The organism is Cystobacter fuscus, from assembly GCF_002305875.1.
Taxonomy (GTDB): Bacteria; Myxococcota; Myxococcia; order Myxococcales; family Myxococcaceae; genus Cystobacter; species Cystobacter fuscus_A.
The window spans coordinates 6,428,420-6,447,941 of the sequence record NZ_CP022098.1 but is presented as its reverse complement, the minus strand read 5'-3'; the positions used below and the strand labels follow the sequence as shown (position 1 = coordinate 6,447,941).

At 67.7% G+C, this 19,522-nt stretch carries 19 protein-coding genes; 6 read left to right on the top strand and 13 right to left on the bottom strand.

Going from position 1 to position 19,522, the window contains the following annotated elements; translation table 11 throughout:
• Positions 1 to 175: 175 nt before the first annotated feature.
• Positions 176 to 1,591 (bottom strand): serine/threonine protein kinase, encoded by a 1,416-nt coding sequence (locus CYFUS_RS26310; protein ID WP_095987734.1) that lies wholly within the window; start codon positions 1,589 to 1,591, stop codon positions 176 to 178.
• 199 nt (positions 1,592 to 1,790) lie between these two features.
• On the opposite strand from CYFUS_RS26310, the gene CYFUS_RS26305 reads away from it, so the two are divergent.
• Positions 1,791 to 2,417, top strand: coding sequence for a DUF4142 domain-containing protein (locus CYFUS_RS26305; protein ID WP_157758662.1), 627 nt, complete (start codon positions 1,791 to 1,793; stop codon positions 2,415 to 2,417).
• A gap of 44 nt (positions 2,418 to 2,461) precedes the next feature.
• Positions 2,462 to 3,295 carry a hypothetical protein gene (locus CYFUS_RS26300; RefSeq protein WP_095987732.1) on the top strand — a complete coding sequence of 278 codons (834 nt, stop codon included), beginning with the start codon at positions 2,462 to 2,464 and terminating at the stop codon, positions 3,293 to 3,295.
• 51 nt (positions 3,296 to 3,346) lie between these two features.
• Here the strand turns inward: CYFUS_RS26300 and CYFUS_RS26295 are convergent, their stop codons facing one another.
• From CYFUS_RS26295 to CYFUS_RS26275, 5 genes are all read right to left on the bottom strand, one after another.
• Entirely contained in the window at positions 3,347 to 4,561 is a 1,215-nt protein-coding gene (locus CYFUS_RS26295; protein ID WP_095987731.1) for a cytochrome P450 family protein, read from the bottom strand.
• A 74-nt stretch (positions 4,562 to 4,635) separates the two neighbouring features.
• Complete coding sequence (locus CYFUS_RS54025; RefSeq protein ID WP_095987730.1) at positions 4,636 to 5,550, bottom strand: peptidoglycan-binding protein; 915 nt, start codon at positions 5,548 to 5,550, stop codon at positions 4,636 to 4,638.
• A gap of 153 nt (positions 5,551 to 5,703) precedes the next feature.
• Positions 5,704 to 6,057 carry a hypothetical protein gene (locus CYFUS_RS26285; protein ID WP_095987729.1) on the bottom strand — a complete coding sequence of 118 codons (354 nt, stop codon included), beginning with the start codon at positions 6,055 to 6,057 and terminating at the stop codon, positions 5,704 to 5,706.
• Between the two features lie 225 nt (positions 6,058 to 6,282).
• The gene (locus tag CYFUS_RS26280; protein WP_198316072.1) at positions 6,283 to 7,341 is read right to left on the bottom strand and encodes an AraC family transcriptional regulator; all 1,059 of its coding nucleotides are present in this window, start codon (positions 7,339 to 7,341) and stop codon (positions 6,283 to 6,285) included.
• A gap of 186 nt (positions 7,342 to 7,527) precedes the next feature.
• Entirely contained in the window at positions 7,528 to 8,025 is a 498-nt protein-coding gene (locus CYFUS_RS26275; RefSeq protein ID WP_095987727.1) for an NUDIX hydrolase, read from the bottom strand.
• A gap of 299 nt (positions 8,026 to 8,324) precedes the next feature.
• On the opposite strand from CYFUS_RS26275, the gene CYFUS_RS26270 reads away from it, so the two are divergent.
• A complete protein-coding gene (locus CYFUS_RS26270) occupies positions 8,325 to 8,711 on the top strand; it encodes a DUF2381 family protein (RefSeq protein WP_157758660.1) in 387 nt (128 codons plus the stop codon).
• Between the two features lie 28 nt (positions 8,712 to 8,739).
• Here CYFUS_RS26270 and CYFUS_RS26265 read toward each other — a convergent pair whose 3' ends face one another.
• From CYFUS_RS26265 to CYFUS_RS26255, 3 genes are all read right to left on the bottom strand, one after another.
• Positions 8,740 to 9,495 carry a DUF5953 family protein gene (locus CYFUS_RS26265; protein ID WP_095987726.1) on the bottom strand — a complete coding sequence of 252 codons (756 nt, stop codon included), beginning with the start codon at positions 9,493 to 9,495 and terminating at the stop codon, positions 8,740 to 8,742.
• Complete coding sequence (locus tag CYFUS_RS26260) at positions 9,492 to 10,466, bottom strand: DUF6310 domain-containing protein (protein WP_095987725.1); 975 nt, start codon at positions 10,464 to 10,466, stop codon at positions 9,492 to 9,494. Before CYFUS_RS26260 ends, CYFUS_RS26265 begins: the two co-directional genes overlap by 4 nt.
• A 449-nt stretch (positions 10,467 to 10,915) precedes the next feature.
• Positions 10,916 to 11,821, bottom strand: coding sequence for a LysR family transcriptional regulator (locus tag CYFUS_RS26255; protein WP_095987724.1), 906 nt, complete (start codon positions 11,819 to 11,821; stop codon positions 10,916 to 10,918).
• A gap of 316 nt (positions 11,822 to 12,137) precedes the next feature.
• Here CYFUS_RS26255 and CYFUS_RS26250 point away from each other — a divergent pair, with 316 nt between their 5' ends.
• From CYFUS_RS26250 to CYFUS_RS26240, 3 genes are all read left to right on the top strand, one after another.
• Positions 12,138 to 13,235: an alpha/beta hydrolase gene (locus CYFUS_RS26250; RefSeq protein WP_198316070.1), complete on the top strand. Its 1,098-nt coding sequence runs from the start codon at positions 12,138 to 12,140 to the stop codon at positions 13,233 to 13,235.
• 250 nt (positions 13,236 to 13,485) lie between these two features.
• Positions 13,486 to 14,298: a cupin domain-containing carboxymuconolactone decarboxylase family protein gene (locus CYFUS_RS26245; protein WP_095987723.1), complete on the top strand. Its 813-nt coding sequence runs from the start codon at positions 13,486 to 13,488 to the stop codon at positions 14,296 to 14,298.
• 25 nt (positions 14,299 to 14,323) lie between these two features.
• Positions 14,324 to 15,316 (top strand): aldo/keto reductase, encoded by a 993-nt coding sequence (locus tag CYFUS_RS26240; RefSeq protein WP_095992235.1) that lies wholly within the window; start codon positions 14,324 to 14,326, stop codon positions 15,314 to 15,316.
• 84 nt (positions 15,317 to 15,400) lie between these two features.
• Here CYFUS_RS26240 and CYFUS_RS26235 read toward each other — a convergent pair whose 3' ends face one another.
• The 4 genes from CYFUS_RS26235 to CYFUS_RS26220 all read right to left on the bottom strand — a co-directional run bounded on the left by CYFUS_RS26235 (position 15,401) and on the right by CYFUS_RS26220 (position 19,444).
• Positions 15,401 to 15,898, bottom strand: coding sequence for an NUDIX hydrolase (locus CYFUS_RS26235; protein WP_095987722.1), 498 nt, complete (start codon positions 15,896 to 15,898; stop codon positions 15,401 to 15,403).
• Between the two features lie 133 nt (positions 15,899 to 16,031).
• Positions 16,032 to 16,502, bottom strand: a complete 471-nt coding sequence (locus tag CYFUS_RS26230) for an NUDIX hydrolase (protein WP_095987721.1) — start codon at positions 16,500 to 16,502, stop codon at positions 16,032 to 16,034.
• Positions 16,499 to 17,725: a TIGR02269 family lipoprotein gene (locus CYFUS_RS26225; RefSeq protein ID WP_232536805.1), complete on the bottom strand. Its 1,227-nt coding sequence runs from the start codon at positions 17,723 to 17,725 to the stop codon at positions 16,499 to 16,501. The genes CYFUS_RS26230 and CYFUS_RS26225 overlap by 4 nt, the downstream gene beginning before the upstream one ends.
• 495 nt (positions 17,726 to 18,220) lie before the next feature.
• The gene (locus tag CYFUS_RS26220) at positions 18,221 to 19,444 is read right to left on the bottom strand and encodes a cytochrome P450 (protein WP_095987719.1); all 1,224 of its coding nucleotides are present in this window, start codon (positions 19,442 to 19,444) and stop codon (positions 18,221 to 18,223) included.
• Between the last annotated feature and the right edge of the window lie 78 nt (positions 19,445 to 19,522).

Here is a 19,522-nt window from a genome sequence, read left to right as displayed (position 1 = left end):
CTTCGACCTCTTCTTCCGGCAGTGGTCTCCATCGGGAATGACCTCTACTCCGTGGGGTACAATCGCAGACACCGGATGCGCTTGCTGCTGCGCATTCCCACGCCCCAGGAGTTGGACACCAGAGCGCCGTGACATGACTCCTGGCGTGAGCCGGGCATGACGCGGGGCAGGGGATTCACGGCACCCCGCCATCCACGCTGGTCGGAACAGGGCGGGAATTCGTTACCGGTAACAGGCACTCCCCTTTGTAAGCGACCGTCTGGGGTGGGCAGTCTGGAGGTCGCTGCTTGAGTGAAAGCCAGCACGCGCCGGACAGCTCTACTTCAAGTCTTGCCGTACAGGGTGCCAGCTTCTGATTCCTCACCGGCAACGGCGCCTGCTCGTGTTGGGCAGTTCCCGGACCGACCCGCACATCCGTGGCCCACTCTTCATCTGGCACCCGGACACCCGGCGCGACAGATGTAACAAGCCTCACGGCCACCAGGGCCAGCAGCACCGCCGTGGCGAACACGAGCCTTCTGGGCCAGCAACTCCGCCGCTCCACTCGCGTGGGAGTAGGAGCGGGTGCGGAAGGCCGAACAGACCAGGACGGCTTGGGCCTCGGAGGCCGGAGGAGGTGCCGCTCAGGGGGGCCCCCCTCCTGTGTCGGCGGCACCTCTTCCCACTCGAAGATGCTCGCGTCCCATGTGGCTTCCTCACCGGCAACTGCCTCGCTCAACGCCGCATGGAGCGCCGCGCCACTCGCGTAGCGCTCCGAGGGGTCCTTCGCCAGCAGCCGGACAATCACGTCACTCAGCGCCCGAGGCACCCGGGGATTGACGAGCGCGGGCGCCACCGGGCGCGCCTCGACGATCGCCATCTGCAACATGTCCGCTGGCAGCCATTCGGAGAAGGGTTGATGCCCGGTAGTCGCCCGGTAGAGGCAGACGCCCAGGGCATACAGATCATCGGTGGGTTGGAAGGCGTAGTGGGTGTCGGGGTACTCGCGGCTCTTCCACAGGAAGCGTACCGCCTCGGGGCTGAGCTGGTGCAGGGTGGCCGGAGGCAAGGGGCCCGTGGTGAGCGGGGCCGCGCCCTCGTACCAGCCCACGCCGAAGTCCAGCAGTACCGGCTGCCCATCCGACTTCCGAATGAGGATGTGCTCGGGCTTGAGGTCGCGGTGCAGCACGCCCCGCGCATGCAACTCGCCCAAGGTGCGCGCCACCGTGGCCCCCGCCGTGGCGAGCTGACGGAAGGTGGTGCCGTCCGTCTCGGCCCACACGTCCAGGGCCAGGCCGGGCACCCAGTCCATGACGAAGCCCAGATAACCCTCGCGAGGGTGAGGCCAGCGCGCGCAGCCGTGGAAACCCACCACGTGAGGGTGCGCCGCCTGGCTCATCATCAGCGCCACCTCGCGCTCGGCGCGTCCGTCACGTGCATACAGCGCGAGCTTGAGCGCGTAGAAGTCACCCGGGCGGTCCACGTCCTCCACGAGGTAGACGGCGCCCTGGCCGCCCACGCCCAACCGTTTCACCACGCGCCAGCGGCCCACCTGGGTGCCCAGTTCCAATGCGTCCGGGTACGGCGTCATCTCTCCATGGTTCGTGGTCATCCTCGCACCTCCGCGCTCGTCTGGTACCCAGCCAGTGGCCCTCATACTACGGGATGTTGGCGGACGTAACCTCGGACGGAGGGTTTTCTCCCCACGGAGAGATGACACGAGAGGTAGGGTTGCAAAGCCCCACCGCGGGACAATGGCCTGGGGCTCCCCCCGGATTCACCTTGAGCGCGGACCAGGTGGAGGGGAATCCATGCTCCAGAAGAACCCGCCGCGCTCCGTCGCTCGGCTGCTCCTGCTCTCGCTCGCGGTGCTGGGGGTTGGCGCGTGTGTGGAAGGCCCGACCACCACCGACGGCAGTACCCATCTCAACACCAATGGAACGTCATGCCCGGTGGCCGCGGATATCGGCCTGCCCGCCCTGAGCGACGAGGAGATCGCCCAGGTGCTCCTCAACGTGAACATGGGCGAAATCCAACAAGGCGAGCTCGCGCGACAGCAGGCGACGAACTCGGAGGTTCGGCGATTCGCCGAGCAGATGGTCCAGGAGCACACGGCGGCCCACCAGGAACTCCAGGCGCGCCTGCAAGCCCTGGGCATCACGCCCCGCGAAAGCCCACTCAGTCAGCAGCTCATGGCGGAGTCGAACCAGCTCCTCATGATCCTCCGCGCGAGTGCCGACACGGGGACATTCGATCTGGCCTACATGGACGTGCAGGTCTTCCTCCATGCGAAGACCTTGTTCCTGATGGACAGCGTGCTCCAGCCCCAGCTCCGAAATGCCGAGCTGCGCGATTTCGCCCTGGCGATCCGAGGAGCGGTGCAACGCCATCTCGACACCGCCATCGCCCTCCAGAAGAACCTTTCCCCGAGCCCATGACGGAGGACCGGCTGGTCCGGACCCGAATGGCTTAGAGTGTCCGCATGCTCTGGCTCCGGCTCCTGGGGGTACTCGTCTTCCTCGTCCCATTCGCGTGGACCTCGGAGGCACGGGCGTGCAGTTGCGGGCGCGAGCCGGACGACCGGGTCGCCTTCCAGAAGGCTCGCGCGCGGGCCTCCACCATCTTCCGGGGGCGGGTCGAGGACCTCCAGCCCGTGGGGGGCGAGGGGCATCCGCTCGAGCATCGCGTCACCTTCACCGTGACCGAGACCTTCAAGGGCAAGGCCCGGACCCAGCGCACCGTCACCACGAGCGTGTTCGGCACCGCGTGTGGCTACCAGTTCAAGAAGGGTGTCGACTACCTCGTGTACGCCGAGGGCTCCGAGTCCAAGGGCCTGAGCACCCACAGTTGTTCGCGCACCCGCCCCGCGGACCAGGCCGCCGCCGAGCTCGACTTCCTGCGCGGCGGTGCCTCGCCCTTTTTCCAACGCTCGAAGGTCAGCTGCACCCGGTGCGACCTGGAGGCCACGGCGCGTGTCCTGGTGTGTCCGGGCGCCGGGCCCTGTCCGCCCCTGCCCGAGGCCGAGGTGGCGGAGGCCCTGGCACAGGCCCGCCCCTTCTGGACGACTCCCGTGAAGGCACGGGCGTTCCCCTACGGTCCCCTGGTGTCGGGCGTGGCCTCGGGAGGGCGGGCGTTCCAGCTCGAACTCCGACAGCCCTCCCGAGCGGAAGAGGCCTGTGTGCACCGGGTGCTGCGGCGCTGGTGCGAGCGGCTCGTTCCGGCCCGCTCGGAAACGGAGCCGGGCCTGAAGTGCGTCGGCCCGTCCGGCGAGGAAACCCTCTGCAATGAGTGGATCACCCGCCATCCCCCGGGATGACGGTGCCAGCACGGGGATGGCGGGTGCGTCACGGAGCTCGCTCCGGCGGGCTCAGGACAGCGAGACCGGCAGCCGCTGGGGCCCGCGCATCAACACACCCGTGCGCCACTTGAGCGACTGCGCCGACGTGGCCAGGCGCAGCTTCGGAAACCGGTTCACCAGCGTCTGCAGGGCGATCTGCCCCTCGAGCCGCGCCAGCGGCGCTCCCAGGCAGTAGTGGATGCCCATTCCGAAGGACAGGTGCCGGTTGGGCTCGCGGCCCAGGTCGAGCGTGTCCGGATCCTTGAACTGGCGCTCGTCGCGGTTGGCCGAGCCGATCGCCGCGAAGACCAGATGCCCTCGCGGAATCGTCACCCCGCCCACGGTGATGTCCTCCTTCGTGAAGCGCTCGGTGGAGACCTCCACCGGGCTCGCGTAGCGCAGCAGCTCCTCGACCGCCGGCGCGATGAGCCCGGGCTCCTTCCTCAGCCGCTCCAACTGCTCGGGGTGTTGCAAGAGGGCGAGCGTGCCGCCGGAGATCAGGTTCACCGTGGTCTCGTGCCCGGCCACCAGCAGCAGGAACACCATGCTGACCAGCTCGTCCGCGTTCAGCTTGTCTCCCGCCTCCTCCGCCTGGATGAGGGCCGAGAGCAGATCGTCTCCCAGCGACGAGCGCCGCCGCGCGATGAGCTGGCGCAGGTAGCGGGTGAACATCACCACGCTCGGGACGGAGAGGATCACGTCCCACAGGCTCGTGTTCGAGATGAGCCGGTTGGACCAGTGCTGGAACTTCCGGTAGTCGCTCGGGGGCACGCCCAGCATCTCGGCGATGATGGTCACGGGGACGATCAGCGCGTACTCCGAGACGAGATCCATGGAGCCCTTGCGCGCGGCCTCGTCCAGCAGCCGGTCCGACAGCGCCTGGACGCGCGAGCGCAACTGCTCGATCAACCGCGGCGTGAAGGCCTTGTGCACGAGCGAGCGCAGCCGGGTGTGATCCGGCGGATCCTTGCTCAGCATGTTCTGCGAGACCGGCTCGAAGATCTTCAGGAGCCAGGGCATCTGGGCCCTGCGCTCCGCACCGGCGGCGCCGAAGACATCCTTGCTGAGGCTCGCGTGCTTCAAGACCTGGGAGACGTCCTCGTAGCGCGTCACCAGCCAGGTCGGCTCCTTCGTGAGGCTGGTGAAGTGGTAGACGGGCGCTTCCTGGCGCAGGCGCGCGTAGAACGGAAACGGGTTGGCCTTGAATTGCTGCGAACTGAAATCAGGCGGCGTGATGGTCGGCATGAAGGTCCTCGCCCGGAAGGATTTATCACGCTCCGGACGGGGACGCGGCGGGGGGGGCGCCGCTCAGCACGGGCTCACGGCCGGAATTCCCAGTGCCAGGGCTCGGAGGGCACGGTGCGCTTGAAGCCGAACTCGGCGGCGTGGGCGGCCATCCACCGGTAGGTGGCGCTGCTGGTGCTGCCCACGTTGACGTCCACGGCGATGCCGCCCTGGTGGTTGGAGTAGCCCGGCTTGGCGGCGAGGTTGCCGGTGCCGTTCAAGTACTTGCGGTAGAGCTCCTGCTGCTCGGCCATGGAGCGGAAGCCGCTGTTGACGTGCAGGTTGATGCCGGCGCGGGCGGCCGCGGCGTGCATGCGGTTGAAGGCGGCCGCCGCGTCCGAGCGCATCTCCTTGCCATTGGGAATGCCGCTGAGGTTGATCTGCCGGGGCACGCCGTTGACGTAGCCGGTGACGGCGCGGCCACCGCCCGAGGGGGCGGAGGGGCCCGAGCCGCCGCTCACCTTGATGCCCAGCTTGTCCCACGTCTTGGGGCCCACGATGCCGTCGGCGGTGAGACCGCGGGCCTTCTGGAAGGCCTTCACCGCCGCCTCCGTCTTGGGGCCGAAGGCGCCATCCGCGCTCCCCGCGTTGAAGCCCAGGGCGTTGAGCCGGTTCTGCAGGGCGCGCACCGCCTCGCCCCTGGCGCCCTCGCGCAGCGTGGGGCCCGAGCCCCCCGAGGACGCTCCCGCCTTGTTGAGGGCGCCCCACGTCTTGGGGCCCACGATGCCGTCGGTCGCGAGGCCGTGCGCCTTCTGGAAGGCCTTCACCGCCGCTTCCGTCTTGGGCCCGAAGGCGCCATCCACCGCGCCCGGGTTGAAGCCCGCCGCCTTGAGCTTGTTCTGCAGCGCGGTGACGGAGGCGCCCCGGGCCCCCTCGCGCAACACGGGGTTGGACAGGGCCGCGGTGGTGCGGAGGGCGGCGGAGGGGGCGGCGCGGGAAATGGCGACCATGGGGGCGGACTCGCTTGTTCGCAGGGGGAGCAACTGTTCCTATTTTCGTAGGTCCTGAAAAAAAGTTTCCTCCCCATGTGAGGAAAAGGGGCTGAGCCGCGGCGAGCCCCTTCCCGGGCGAGGCTCGACCCTTCGTGGTCGCCCCCACTCCCGCTAGCAGGAGACGAGGGTGCACGACGTCGCCGACGTGCAGCTCCAGCACTTCGTCTGCGGGTAGAAGGGGTTATCGAAGCCGGGGCAGTCGTAATAGAACATCTTGTAATAGTTCGACTTGTCGCCCTCCAACGTCCGGTAGTCGGGATCGCAGTCGTACTGCTCGATGCCCACCACCGTCGTGCGCGTGGCATCGCTGTAATAGGTCCGGGTCCAGCCAGACGAGGGCAGCGGCTGCTGCACGGACTCCACGGGCTGCGCGCCAGCTTCGGCGCTCTCGGCGTCGTCCGGCGGGCCCATGCAGGCGGCGAGGGAGAGGGCGAAGCCCACGGCGATGAGGCTCTTCTTCAACATGCTCATTCTCCTGGTGCGACACGCCGCGGGGACGCGGGTGTCCGGTGGCGAGCACGGCGGCACGCGGCGGCGCGGAGTGGACTGCCATGTCCGCGCGAACCAGGCGCTGGGTGTGCCCTGTGCTCGTGTCTCAGTCATGACTGTTTCCGGCTCCACCCACCAGTGTCCGCGCCCGACAAAGGTGTGGCGTCTGGCGACAGCGCCGTGGCCTGGGCTGAGACTGGCTCAGACGGACGCGTGGCGTGACTCGCCCGCCGTGAACCGGAGGGAGTGCTGACGGGCGCGCAGTTCCTGCGGCGTCGTTCCCGTCCAGCGGCGGAACGCGCGGTAGAACCCGCTCGGCTCCGCGTACCCCAGGAGGAACGCCACCTGCTGCACGGAGAGGGATTGATCCTTCAGGTGCATCAGGCACAGCTCCCTGCGCAGCTCGTCGAGCAGATCGTTGAACGCGACCCCCTCGTCCTTGAGCCGGCGTTGCAGGGTTCGCGTGCCCAGGGCGAGGCCTCTGGCGATGCGCTCCTGGGAGGGATCTCCGCCGCGCAGCTCCTCCCTCAACAGGCCGCGCACCCGGTGGGCGAGGGGCTCCTCCCCTGGGACGCGCTCGAGGAGCGCCGCGGCATGGCGCTCGAGGTGGGCGCACAGCAGGGCATCGGCGTGGCGCAGCGGTATGTCGAGCACCGAGGGATCGGCGCTCACCCGCGTCCTCGGCCGCTCGAACCGCACCGGACAGTGAAAGGCCTCGGAATAGACGCTCGGCTCGAAGGCACACGCGTGTTGGAATTCGATCTCTCGCGGCCAGCCGTCTCTTCCGGTGAGCTGGCGGGCGGTGGTGAGCCACATCATCACGAGCATCTCGGCGAGGGCGCCCACCTCCGCGATGGCCGGAGGCAGCTCCCGCTGGAAATGAACGACGTCGCCGTCCCGTACCCGCTCGGGGATGAAGAGTTCATGGGCGAGACGCTGGTGGCGCCGCACGCGCGTCAGTCCGTCCTCCAGCGTGGCGCTGTGGCCCAGGAGGTACATGAGCACCCCTCCGTATTCGGGACGGTGCTCCCGGCCGACGACGAGGCCCAGGGGAGCGGAGGTGGCGTGCGCCGAGGCCGCCTTCCACAGCGCCACATAGCGCTCCAGGGGAACGCGCCCGTCCAGGTCGGTGAGCGCGGCTTCCGGGATGTCCAGTCCGGCCAGGAGCGGCCGTACATCCAGGCCAGCGCGCTCGGCCCCTTCCACGAGGTGCCGGACCGCGCCGGCGTGCACGCTGCCCGCGAGCTCCGGTGGCGTCACGCCTTGTCTCCGGAGTCCTTCCCGCCGTCGCCCGGGGACACCGTCAGTCGGGCCCGCGGGAGTCCTGAATGCAGATCGGTCCATTCCATCTCCGCGTGAGAGCTGAATCCGCGGAACACTCGATTGATGTGTCCCGTGCGTGCATCGGTAGCAACAGGGGCGTGATGGGAGCGTGATGGGTTGGGCTCAACGGCGGGGGGGCGGGTCGTCCGCTTCGTCACGGAAGACGAAGTGCCTGGGGACTGGCGAGGTCGAGCCCAACGCGCGCTTGAGGAAGGCGGGGCGCACGTCGAGTCGCTCGAGTTCCTCGAGGGCGAACCATTGGAATCTCAGCACGACCCCGGACTCCGAGCCGAAGTACGGACCGGGGCCGGTCAACACGGGGCTGTCGTCTGGGAGGGTGACCTCGAAGTACATGCCGAGCTCGTGGTAGTGGCGGCCCGCGTGCGGGAAGAAGTTCTCGGCCACCCACAGCAGACGGCACACGGCGGCCTCGAGCCCCAATTCCTCTCGCAGCTCGCGGAGCACGGTGGCCGCGGATTCTTCTCCGGGCTCCACGCGCCCGCCTGGTAGCGCCCAGATGGTGTCTGACTCCAGGCGGTGGAGCAGCACGCGCGTGCCCTGGCGGATGACGGCGGCGGCGCGCAGGTGGAAGCGATGCGTCGGCGTGTCGAAGGAGAGCATGGGCGGCGAGCATACCCAGCGAGCCAGGGGAGGGGAGTCCCCTGGTCCGGGCCGCCTCTCAGGGCCATGGGGTTCACGGGTCCTCTGGAACTAGGCATTGCCCTTTGTACGCGACCGTCACGGGGGACGCGGCGCGTAGAGGTGTTCCGCCAACCGCGCCCGCCCGCGGTGTTCAAGAAAGAGCGTGACGAAGCACAGGCCGAAGCGCGCCAGTGCCAGGAGGACAAAGCGCGGCTTCTGGCCGAGCGTCAGGAGCCGGGCGGGCTCATGGGGGCCGCCTGGCTGAGGGGGGCGGGGTCGTGGCGTCCAAGAAGCTTGGCTCGTGGGTGAGGGAGCAGCCAGCAAACGCGCTGCGGCTCGATGAAGCCTGGAGCTACAGCTACACCGTTAAGGGCGAGACCCGCCCGGCAAGCGTGGCTGTGCGGCTGGGCCTCTCCAACCCCGGCGCTGAGCCCTGGACGCTGGCGGGGGCGGCGTTGGTGGACTCTACGGGGGAAGAGGTGGAACTTTCCCGGTGGCAAGAGGCACCCATTCCCGCGAATGGTGCCGGTGCCGTCGTGGTGGGCATCGAGGGGAACCCGCAGCTCGGCTACCCCTGTACCCTCAAACTCTGGGAGGCAGGGGGGCCACGCACCGTCACCCTTGGGAACGTCACCTTCCCGGTGAGCCAGAAGGCGGCGCCCTGAGCACGGCCACCGCGAGCAGTGCCGAGCCTCACGGGGCCGAGCGCCCGCCGATCTCTGGGAAGCGCTCGTAGGCCCGTTTGAGCGCGTCCAGGTGCGCGGGGTTGTCCAGGTCGAGCGGCGCATCGGTGAGCTGTACAACCCACCCTCCCGTCACGGTACGCCGTGAGCGTGACAGTAGCTCCGCGTCGCGGGCCGGGTCCGGAAAGCCGATAGCCCGTGCGGCAGCGGCCGACCAGTAGTTCAGCCATCCAAGGTAGTAGGGAATCTCTGGCGAGCGGATGTGCTCGAAGAGCTTGAGGGCGGGCAACCCCCGGCGTGGGGACGGCGGCCCTTCAAGCGTGGGTGCTGTCTGATACGCGATGTCCCCTTCAGCGTCGTCTGGCGTCGCACGCCCCCATAGCGCACACGCCCCCTCCGCCACGCCCTCAAGCACAGCCGCCGCTGACGCGATCACGGGCTCGTCCAGTGGCAGTCTTGCATGCACTTCAAGCTGGTCCTGACCGCCTGGGCTGAAGAGTCCCGATCTCCCCCTTCCCGAAACCGTCACGGGATAGCTCTCGTCGCCATTGCACAGGAGCGGGAATCCCCCGTCCTCAATCCTTTCTACGAGCCACGCGTCGCGCTGCGGCAACGCGGCAAGCCGTCGCCTCTCGGTAACTCTCCACTCCAAGCGCAAGCCGGGGAGCGCCCTTTCCATTCCATGGACGCTATCAAGCGCGCGGCGGTCGTTGCCCACGAGCGCAGGCGCGTAGACGACGATTCCGAGTCTTTTTCGCGTAGTCATCGTTTGCACCCCGTGACGGCGATCTTGAAGGTGGAATCTCGCTTGAGCAGCGCGAGTTTGTGCGCGTCGGTGCTCACGCCAACTACGAAGTCATATCCACATGCCGCCGCAGCTTTTCGCTCCTTGTCCAGTTGCTTCATTTCCTTATCAATCTCCTTGTCCTGGATAAAGTCAGGGTACGTATCAAATTGATGGGTCTTGATCTCCCACAGCACACGCACGCCGACTTGCAGCGCATCGAAGCTCACACCGTCCACGAGCACGTCCATTCCGGGATAGCGGTTGGGCGGAAACTGATCGGCGCACTGGTTATGTGCGTCATCCTTGCCCTCGTGTGGCACCGGGATGGGTTCGCACCTGCGGCGGCGTTCTCGCTCCAAAGCCTCGGGTGGCTCCAGCGGCGGGAAAAAATCCGGCCCCTTGGGCTCCGGCTTGGGCCCTTTTTCCGGCGAGGTCTCCTGCGGGGCGGGCTTCACTTCAGGCACGGGCTTCACTTCAGGCACGGGCCGCGCTTCCGGCACCGGCTGCGTCTCCGGCACCGGCAGCGTAGGCGGCCGAACCTGGGGACGGCCCCTCTTCTCGTAAGCCTCCAGGGCCTCTTTGATGGCGAAGCCCACCACCACCACGCCCGCCACAACTACCGCGCCCACCACGAGCTCCGGCGCCGCGAGGACGCAGACCCCGAGCCCCATGGCCGCGGCGCCCGCGGAGGCCAACGCGCATCGTCCCGTGAGGTCGTGAAACTCGAGCCGGTCATGGTCGAGGGCCTGATAGCACCGCTCCGCCAGCACGGGCCAGGGCTCGGAAGCTTCGCGGACGGCACACCGCCCCCCGTCCGTCCAGGGCAGCGTCGCCGCTCGCTGGAGGTTGGCGAGCCTCGGGTCTCGGGCCGCTGGCTCTCTTGGGCTCGGCGCTGACGTAGCGCAGGCGGAGACGTAGAGCAGCAGGGCGATGCACGCTCGGAAACGCATGGCTACATCCTCCAACCAGGTCAGGACCTGGCGGGTCCTGGTGGGACTGTTCGGAGTATGACAGCCCGCCCCGACAGCAAGGGACGAGCCTGCGGGGGGAGCGGCACACGGTAGCCGCAACCCGGGCCTGTGGAGGGCTCCCAGGGCGGTAGCGGTGCCAGCGGGCGCGCTCTCGCGGACAGTGAGGAGGCCCCCGCCTGTCGCACACCGCCCGGCTTGGGGGAGTTCCATCGCCTTGTTCACGGGTTCGATTCCCGCCACCTCCATGCAGAGCAACCCGCCGCTTTGAGCCGAGCCCACTCTTAACGATGAGGCGCGGATCGCCTTGGGGGACCCGCTGGTTGGCGGTGTCTGACAAACCGCTCGCGGCCCCTGCCGTCCAAGGCCGCGCCATTCATCCAGGCGGAGTTTCTTCTGACGCGTGCTGCCGCTGGCCGATCGCGTGAGTGTCATCCTTTCTGCATCAGCAGCTCCTTGGCCGTCTCGAGGAAGAGCCGGAGTGGCCCGGAGCGCTGCGCACGGCTGGGAAAGTAGAGGAAGAAGCCTGGGACGGTAGGGGCATAGGCCTCGAGCACCCGCACGAGCCGCCCGGTGCGCAGCTGATCCTCCAGCGCTGGCTCGAAGGCGTACGTCAGCCCCAGGCCCTGTTCCACCAGGGACAGCCTCAGCGCGTTGTCGTTGGTGACGATGCTCCCGCGCACCGGCACGCGCCAGTTCTTGCGCCCGCGCTCCAGCTCCCAGGCGAAGAGCGCCCCCGTCGTCGGCACGCGGAGGGTGAAGCACTCGTGGCGCAGCAGGTCCTCGGGGCGCTCGGGCGTCCCATGCCGCTCGAGGTAGCCGGGCGCACCCACCACCACGAAGCGGAAGGCGTTGGAGAGCCGCACCTGCACCATGTCGCGCTCGATGGCCTCGCTCAGACGCACGCCCGCGTCGTAGCCCTCCGCCACGATGTCCACGAAGCGATTCTCGACGACGACCTCCACCTCCACCCGAGGGTGGCGCGCGCGGAAGGTAGGAAGCACCGGGGTGATGACGTAGGGCACCGCGACCCCCGGCACCGTCAGCCGCAGCTGCCCCACGACTTCTCCCGGCTGGGCCGACACCTCCTTGAGGGCCTCGAACGCCTGGCCCAGCCCGGGCCCCGCGCCCTCTACCAGGCGCCGCCCCGCTTCCGTCAGTGCCACGCTGCGCGTGGTGCGGGTGAGCAGCACGACACGCAGTTGTCCCTCGAGCTGGCGCACGGAGTGACTGACCGCGGCCGTGGAGACGCCCAGCTCGCGTGCCGCGGCGCTGAAGCTGCGCAGGCGCGCCACATCGAGGAATACCTGGAGGTGCGGGAGGACGGCCGTCTTCATCAGGAGAGCTCCTGCGGGCCCCGGTGGGCCTCGCCTCATGCGTGTGCGCCCCCGCCTCGCGAGGCGGGGGGCGGCTGCTCGGCGGACTGCTCGAGGACCCCCAAGGCCCGTGGAGTTCGCGCCGCATTGTCAAAGCTGATTTAACAGCCCATCAACACCTCGCCGTCTAGTCCCTGGCGGCAGCGGGCCGTATTTCTCTGGACGTCAACGGAGGGTCCCTCCGGTCCCCAGGGAGAGACGTGATGCGGGTGCTTCAGCGAAATACGGCGCTGATGCGTGGACGGCGCTGTTCCAGGCCACAGAAGGGATTGGACCGATGAAATACCTCACTGCCTTTGCGCTGATCACCGTCGCGCTCATTACCTCCGCGTGTGCAACCACGGCCGGAGACAATCAACCCGGGCCGCTGCTCATTCAGGAGCAAGGCAGCTTCGCAGCCGGCGGAACGGTCATCACCGCGCCCGGCACGTTCGACCCAATCAAACAGGGCGGTTACAACCCCGCGGGGCCCGACTCCGCGGGGCAGACGTTGCACGGCGATCACGTTTCTGTGTCCTATGAGCTCCCGGCAAGTGCCAGAAAGCTTCCGCTCGTGTTCTGGCACGGCCATGGCCAGTCCGCGAGGACGTGGGAGAGCACGCCGGATGGCCGAGAGGGATTCCAGAACATCTTCCTGCGCCGTCGCTTTCCGGTGTATTTGATCGATCAACCACGACGCGGCCGCGCGGCACGCAGCACTCAGCCCATCACGATTACGGCTGCGCCTGACGAACAGCTCTGGTTCGGCATCTTCCGCCTTGGCCTGTGGCCGGACTTCTACCCAGGCGTGCAGTTCTCGCGCGATCCGGAGGCACTCAACCAGTTCTTCCGGCAGATGGTGCCCAACACGGGCCCCTACGACGCGGAAGTCAATTCCAACGCGGTTTCCGCACTCTTCGACCGGATCGGGCCCGGCATTCTCGTCACGCACTCACAGAGCGGTGGACTCGGCTGGAGCACGGCGATCAAGAACAGAAATGTGCGAGCCATCGTTTCCTACGAACCGGGTGCTGGCTTCGCCTTCCCGCCGGGCGAAGCACCTGAGTTGACGACGTTCACCGGCGCCACGGTCAGAGGCGTCGAGGTGCCGCTGTCGGACTTCATGCAGCTCACGAAGATCCCGATCGTCATGTATTACGGCGACTTCATCGCTGAAAATCCAACCATGAATCCGGGCCAGGACCAGTGGCGAGTCACGCTCGCCATGGCAAGGCAGTTCCGCGATGCGGTGAACCGCCACGGCGGTGACGCGACTGTCGTGCATCTGCCCGAGGCCGGGGTTCGCGGCAATACGCACTTCCCCATGTCGGATCTCAACAATGTCCAGATCGCCGACCTTCTGTCTCGGTTTCTCGCGCAGAAGGGGCTGGATTGAGCTGGGTTGAGATGTACCACCGAAGAGCAGACGTCGTAGGACGATGAAGGGAGCAACACACATGCGTTCGAAGAGGAATCAGCCCGAGCGTCCCGGCACGGCAGGAAGCAGCCGGCGTGACGTTCTCAAGGGTGTGGTGGCGATGGGTGCAACTCCGCTCGTGGCCGGGCTCGCAGGATGCGCGGGGCCGACTTCATCGCTGAAAATCCAACCATGAAGGGGCTGGATTGAACCTCCAAGAGGAACTCCCATGAACGTGTTCGCTACGGTCGTTCTCTCCCTATTTCTCGCCGCTTCCGCATCCGCTCAAACCATCACCATCGCTCGGCGCGGCACGCAGCCGTCGCGGCAGGGGCCGGCCGAAAACTTCACCGGCTCCGTCCGCGTCGACCCGCTGTTTCAGGCCAGCGATCCGGCGCGGGCGGCGGGCGCGCTCGTCACGTTCGAGGCGGGCGCGCGCTCCGCATGGCACAGCCATCCGCTCGGTCAGATCCTCATCGTCACGGCCGGAACCGGGCGCGTGCAGCAGTGGGGCGGACTGGTCGACGAGATCCGGCACGGGGACGTCGTCCGCATTCCGCCGAACGTGAAGCACTGGCATGGAGCGGCGCCGACAACGTCGATGGCGCATATCGCCATCGTGGAACAGCTCGAGGGCAAGAGCACCGATTGGCTGGAGAAGGTCACCGAGGAGCAATACCGCATGCCCGTAAGGGGACCATCCGCTCCCCAGGCATCAACGCAAACCGCGCAACCGACGCCCGCCCAGAAACTGATCGGCGACTTCTCGCCGAAGCTGGTCGAACTGACCGACGAAGTGCTCTTCGGTGATGTGTGGACGCGCCCTCAGCTCTCGCCTCGCGACCGCAGCCTCGTGACTGTCAGCGCGCTCATCGCCATGAACCGTCCCGACCAGCTCCGCTCGCACCTCGCCCGCGCCCGCGACAACGGCGTGACGCAGGAGGAACTGGTCGAGACGATCACGCACCTCGCCTTCTATGCCGGCTGGCCGAGTGCAATCACCGCCGTGACCGTGGCCAAAGAGGTCTTCGAAAAGAAATGAGGTCCTACGACGTATGGGAGGAGAGATGCAGAAACGCAGACTCGGAAACAGCGACCTGGAAGTCTCTGCGATCGGGTACGGCAGCATGGGGCTCAGCGCAAATTACGGCCCACCGGTCGACCAGCAGGAAGGAGTCAAGATCATTCGCGCTGCCGTCGAACTCGGCGTCACCTTCTTCGACACCGCCGAAGCCTACGGCCCCTTCAGGAACGAGGAGTTGGTAGGCGAGGCGCTTGCCCCCTTCCGAGAACAGGTGACGATCGCCACCAAGTTCGGCTTCGGGCTCAACCCGGACGGTAGTCGCTACGGACTCGACAGTCGGCCCGCGCACATCCGGCAGGTGACGGAGGGCTCGCTCAAGCGGCTCGGGGTCGAAACGATCGACCTTCTGTATCAGCACCGCGTCGACCCGAATGTGCCGATCGAGGACGTCGCCGGCACGGTGAAGGAGCTGATTCAGGAGGGCAAGGTCAAGCACTTTGGTCTATCGGAGGCAAGCGCGAAGACGATCCGCCGTGCACACGCGGTTCATCCGCTCACCGCAGTGCAGAGCGAGTACTCACTGTGGACGCGGGATCCGGAACAGAACGGCGTGCTGGCGATGTGTGAGGCGTTGGGGATCGGCTTCGTGCCATTCAGCCCGTTAGGCGCGGGCTTTCTCACAGGAAAGATCGATACCACCACTCAGTTTGACAGCACCGACTTCCGCAATCAGGTCCCGCGCTTTGCTCCTGAGGTCCGCGCGGCAAATCTGGCCCTGGTCGATCTGCTGAAGCGGATCGCCGAGAGGAAGAGGGCGACGCCCGCACAAATCGCACTCGCCTGGTTGCTCGCCCAGAAGCCGTGGATCGTGCCAATTCCCGGGACCACGAAGCTGCACCGGTTGGAGGAGAACGTCGGCGCGGCGGATGTCGAACTCACGGCGGACGACCTCCGAGAGATCGAGGTCGCGGCTGCGAAGATCACGGTGCAGGGAGCGCGGCTTCCCGAGTCGGTGCTGAGGCTGACGGACGGCTGAGCATCGCCCGCAGTATAGATGTTGATCACCTATGATGATGCCGCGGTAGCAACAGGGGCGTAATGGGAGCGTGATGGGTTGGGCTCAACGGCGGGGGGGCGGGTCGTCCGCTTCGTCACGGAAGACGAAGTGCCTGGGGACTGGCGAGCTCGAGCCCAACGCGCGCTTGAGGAAGGCGGGGCGCACGTCGAGTCGCTCGAGTTCCTCGAGGGCGAACCATTGGAATCTCAGCACGACCCCGGACTCCGAGCCGAAGTACGGACCGGGGCCGGTCAACACGGGGCTGTCGTCCGGGAGGGTGACCTCGAAGTACATGCCGAGCTCGTGGTAGTGACGGCCCGCGTGCGGGAAGAAGTTCTCGGCCACCCACAGCAGACGGCTCACGGCGGCCTCGAGCCCCAATTCCTCTCGCAGCTCGCGGAGCACGGTGGCCGCGGATTCTTCTCCGGGCTCCACGCGCCCGCCTGGTAGCGCCCAGATGGTGTCTGACTCCAGGCGGTGGAGCAGCACGCGCGTGCCCTGGCGGATGACGGCGGCGGCGCGCAGGTGGAAGCGATGCGTCGGCGTGTCGAAGGAGAGCATGGGCGGCGAGCATACCCAGCGAGCCAGGGGAGGGGAGTGTCCCCTGGTTCGGGCCGCCTCTCAGGGCCATGGGGTTCACGGGTCCTCTGGAACTCCGCCATCCACGCTGGATGGTTCTCTCCAGGGGTGAAGCTCAGGCTTCTTCGTCAGGCAGGAGAGTCAGCAGCAGTTCGTCGTCGGGCCCGTGCGGGAGCCATCCGGGAAGCGGCGGCGTGGCGAGGAGTGAATCGCCAACCTTGTCAACGCGCTCTTTATGGGTTTCAGGAGTGTAGGCAAACCACGTGCCGAGCGCCACGGCAACCTTGAGGCGGTTTGCGTCGTCGAGCACGGCCGGCCAGCCGTTGGGAAGACGCTGAGACAGTTCGCGCACGAGTTGCCCACGCACCAAACGCGTGACCTTGCGGCTTCGCTCAGCCTCGGCCACCAACCCACTGAACACCTGCACTGCCGCGATGTCGTCCGGACCAAGCTCGTCCGCCAGCGCCACCAGTGAAGCGGTGGGGCGCGCCTCGGCGAAGGCGGTGAGCGAATCGTAACCTCGCTCGCGGACCCGCGCATACAGGCGCGCCTTCACATTGCCCTCCCAAGCACGCCCGTCGCTCATCTCCCACCACAGCGGACAAAATTCATTGAGATTCTGTACTTCATCATTTGCTCCGCGACGACCTCCAGGATCGTGTTCCGCGTCAACATCCGGCCGGCCTTGGACTCAGCCTTGAGCAGCGCATCCATGAGCATCTGGTTCCATTCGCCGGGCCACTTGCGCCCCAACTTCCAGTTCCCACCACCGTGGATTGCCTGGTGGTGTGCCTGCTGCAGCGTGACACAGAACTTGTTGATGTCCATCTCGCCGGTGAACCCGCGCTTCTCGAACCACTCGCGGAACTCTTTCGGCATGACGTGGTGCCGAGGGGGCTCGGCCATGCCGGCCCCTGTTTTGCCCGTCACGCGCATGCCCCGCACCTCGGGGCTGTCGCCCAGCGCCTCGCGCACGCCCCTGGGTAGCTCGCCGTGTGCCTCGGCCATCATCACCTGGCCGGCCTGAATCCGCACGGTGGCGCTGATGGCGGGCACGGAGAGGACGCCCGCCCGCACCAACTGGCGCATCATCTCCACCCACTCGGCGGAGACGACAATCCGTGTGCCCATCATCACGCCGTTGGAACTCACCATGAAGCCCACGCCGAGCGTGGCGGGGCCGGCTCGCGGCAGCAGCCGGGGTAGGGAGAACCTCAGCGCCGACAGCATGGTGAGCGCCTCCATGGCCTCCTTCAGTGCCAGCGCCTTCTGGAGGACTTCCGCCCCCTTGCGTATGGCCTCACGGAGTGCGGCGAACTCGCCGGTGAGGTGTCCTACCAGGGCGGGCACGTCTTGCGCCGCGGCCTCCACTTGCTCTGGCTCCAACGAGGAGAGCGCCGTCATGGTGGGCTCGAGCATCTTCTGGAGGCGGTCCATGTTCATGAACAGCGTCTCCACGCCATAGAGGTGCCGGGAGAGCGCGGCGTCGGTGAGGTGGAGGAAGTCGAACCACACGGCCATCAGGAAGGAGCCCATCATGGCGGCCTCCAGCCGTGGGCCGGCGAGGCGCAGGAGGGCAAGCTGCATGTCCGGGTCCTCCACCTCCGAGGCGGTGGTGGCCAGCCGGGTGGCGGCTGCGAGCTCGGCGTCAATCCACCGCAGTTGACGTTCGCCGTAGTCGACGTAGCGGACGAAGATGCCGTTGCCGACACCGGCAACGCCCGGGTGGCTGGCCTTGAGCCTGGAGAGCTCGCTGGATAGGCGGCGCGAGGAGCCGGACACTTCGTCCAGGGCACCGAGAAACGCCACGTGGGCCGCAAGGGCGCTCAGCCACGCATTCCCCTCAACCCTGCCAGGGCCCGCCGCTATCACGGCCTCCCGCGAGTCCCGGCGCCGGTGCAGCCGCTCCGGTGCCTCGGGTCCAGGCGGGGAGGGTGGCGGGGAGGAGCGGGCAAGCCGAGACTCCTCGCTCGGCCCTGCGACCGCCGCGGACCCTGTGGCCTCGTGCGGCGTGTAGTGCAGCCTCATCCCCCGGCCGGGCGGAGGCCTCAGCGACGCACAGGCGTTGGACAGCAATGCCAGAACGAGCAACAGCCCCGTTCCCATTGCCCCTGGCGAGTCAGCGCGGATTGTCCACTCCCAGGCCCATGGAAGCGAAGGCGCCCGGGCGCAGCGCGCCTGCGCCTTCCGGAAACAGCAACGTACCGCCGGTGCAGCCTGCGGCTGTTGATGACGAGCTGGGGCGCGCCGAGCGATGGGGGGTGGTCATATCGTCCTCGGTCGTTCGAGGGATGGCGGGGCTTCTCAGGGGGTGGGGCGCCGCTCGGCCCTCAAGCGCAGGGCGCGGGGGCCGCGCAGTTGCAGCGAGTTGCCCCAGTTCAAGCTCTGCTCCTGGCCGGGAGCGAACGAGACGTGGCGCACCCGCGAGACGAACTCCTCGAGCACCACCTTCGCCTCCAGCCTCGCCAGGGGCGCGCCGAGGCAGAAATGCACGCCATGCCCGAATGACAACGAGCCCGGATTGTCGCGGGTGATGTCGAACCGGTCCGGCTCCACGAAGCGGCGGGGGTCGCGGTTGGCGCCCGCGATCAGCAGCATGACGCGCACTCCCTCGGGAATGGGATGGCCCGCGACCTGGGTGTCCTCCGAGGTCACCCGCACGATCGCCTGCAGGGGCCCGTCATAGCGCAGCGCCTCCTCGACGGCGGAGGGGGTGAGCGAGGGATTGCCCAGCAGCCGCTCCAGCTCCCGGGGGTGGCGCAGCAGGGCCACCAGGGCGTTTCCCAACAGGTTGGTCGTGGTCTCGTTGCCCGCGACGAGCAGCAGCCGGGTGAAGGAGATGAGATCCGGCACGTCCAGGTAGCCCTCGCTGGCCTCGAGCAGGGCACTGATGAGATCCCCGCGTGGCTCGTGCCGTCGCTGCTCGATGATCTGCTCCAGGTAGGCGTGGAACTCCTGGAGGCCCGCGAGGATGGGGGCCGGGTCGCGCGTGCCCACGCTCATGGCCATCGTCTGCACGACGTGGTCCGACCAGCGCTTGAAGTCCTCGCGGCGCTCGGGCTCCACGCCGAGCAGCTCGCTGATGACGATGACGGGCAGGGGAATGGCCAGCTCCTCCATCAGGTCGAACTCCTCCCGGGCGAGCATGCGATCGAGCAGCTCGCGCGTGAGGGCGCGCATCCACGGCTCCAGCTCGGCGACGCGGCGGGGGGTGAAGGCCCGTCCCACCAGGGCGCGCAGGCGCGTGTGCTCGGGCGGGTCCGCGGAGATGAGGTTCTTCGTGTTGCCGAAGTACCCGCGCGCCTTCTCGCCGCTCTCCGCCTTCAGCGACACCACGGGGGCCACGCGTTGGGAGGAGAATATTCCCGGGTTCTTCAGTGCGGCGGTGATGTCGTCGTAGCGGGTGATGGCGTAGGCCCCTCCGAAGGCCTCCACCTGGAGGACGGGGGCGGCCTCTCGAAGCGAGGCATAGAAGGGGTAGGGGTCGCGCAGGTGCTCGGACGACCACGGCATGGCGGCAGGGGGCATGGGGAACTCCGGCGGGGGGGCGAAAGGGAAGTATGCCCGACAGTTCCCACGTGAAAGGCGTGCTTGCCCTGGCGAGGA

What these genes read in the sequence shown, in the direction of transcription:
- CYFUS_RS26310 (WP_095987734.1), bottom strand. Translation starts at nt 1,591, where the DNA reads ATGACCACGAACCATGGAGAGATGACGCCGTACCCGGACGCATTGGAA.
- CYFUS_RS26305 (WP_157758662.1), top strand. Translation starts at nt 1,791, where the DNA reads ATGCTCCAGAAGAACCCGCCGCGCTCCGTCGCTCGGCTGCTCCTGCTC.
- CYFUS_RS26300 (WP_095987732.1), top strand. Translation starts at nt 2,462, where the DNA reads ATGCTCTGGCTCCGGCTCCTGGGGGTACTCGTCTTCCTCGTCCCATTC.
- CYFUS_RS26295 (WP_095987731.1), bottom strand. Translation starts at nt 4,561, where the DNA reads ATGCCGACCATCACGCCGCCTGATTTCAGTTCGCAGCAATTCAAGGCC.
- CYFUS_RS54025 (WP_095987730.1), bottom strand. Translation starts at nt 5,550, where the DNA reads ATGGTCGCCATTTCCCGCGCCGCCCCCTCCGCCGCCCTCCGCACCACC.
- CYFUS_RS26285 (WP_095987729.1), bottom strand. Translation starts at nt 6,057, where the DNA reads ATGTTGAAGAAGAGCCTCATCGCCGTGGGCTTCGCCCTCTCCCTCGCC.
- CYFUS_RS26275 (WP_095987727.1), bottom strand. Translation starts at nt 8,025, where the DNA reads ATGCTCTCCTTCGACACGCCGACGCATCGCTTCCACCTGCGCGCCGCC.
- CYFUS_RS26265 (WP_095987726.1), bottom strand. Translation starts at nt 9,495, where the DNA reads ATGACTACGCGAAAAAGACTCGGAATCGTCGTCTACGCGCCTGCGCTC.
- CYFUS_RS26260 (WP_095987725.1), bottom strand. Translation starts at nt 10,466, where the DNA reads ATGCGTTTCCGAGCGTGCATCGCCCTGCTGCTCTACGTCTCCGCCTGC.
- CYFUS_RS26255 (WP_095987724.1), bottom strand. Translation starts at nt 11,821, where the DNA reads ATGAAGACGGCCGTCCTCCCGCACCTCCAGGTATTCCTCGATGTGGCG.
- CYFUS_RS26250 (WP_198316070.1), top strand. Translation starts at nt 12,138, where the DNA reads ATGAAATACCTCACTGCCTTTGCGCTGATCACCGTCGCGCTCATTACC.
- CYFUS_RS26245 (WP_095987723.1), top strand. Translation starts at nt 13,486, where the DNA reads ATGAACGTGTTCGCTACGGTCGTTCTCTCCCTATTTCTCGCCGCTTCC.
- CYFUS_RS26240 (WP_095992235.1), top strand. Translation starts at nt 14,324, where the DNA reads ATGCAGAAACGCAGACTCGGAAACAGCGACCTGGAAGTCTCTGCGATC.
- CYFUS_RS26235 (WP_095987722.1), bottom strand. Translation starts at nt 15,898, where the DNA reads ATGCTCTCCTTCGACACGCCGACGCATCGCTTCCACCTGCGCGCCGCC.
- CYFUS_RS26230 (WP_095987721.1), bottom strand. Translation starts at nt 16,502, where the DNA reads ATGAGCGACGGGCGTGCTTGGGAGGGCAATGTGAAGGCGCGCCTGTAT.
- CYFUS_RS26220 (WP_095987719.1), bottom strand. Translation starts at nt 19,444, where the DNA reads ATGCCCCCTGCCGCCATGCCGTGGTCGTCCGAGCACCTGCGCGACCCC.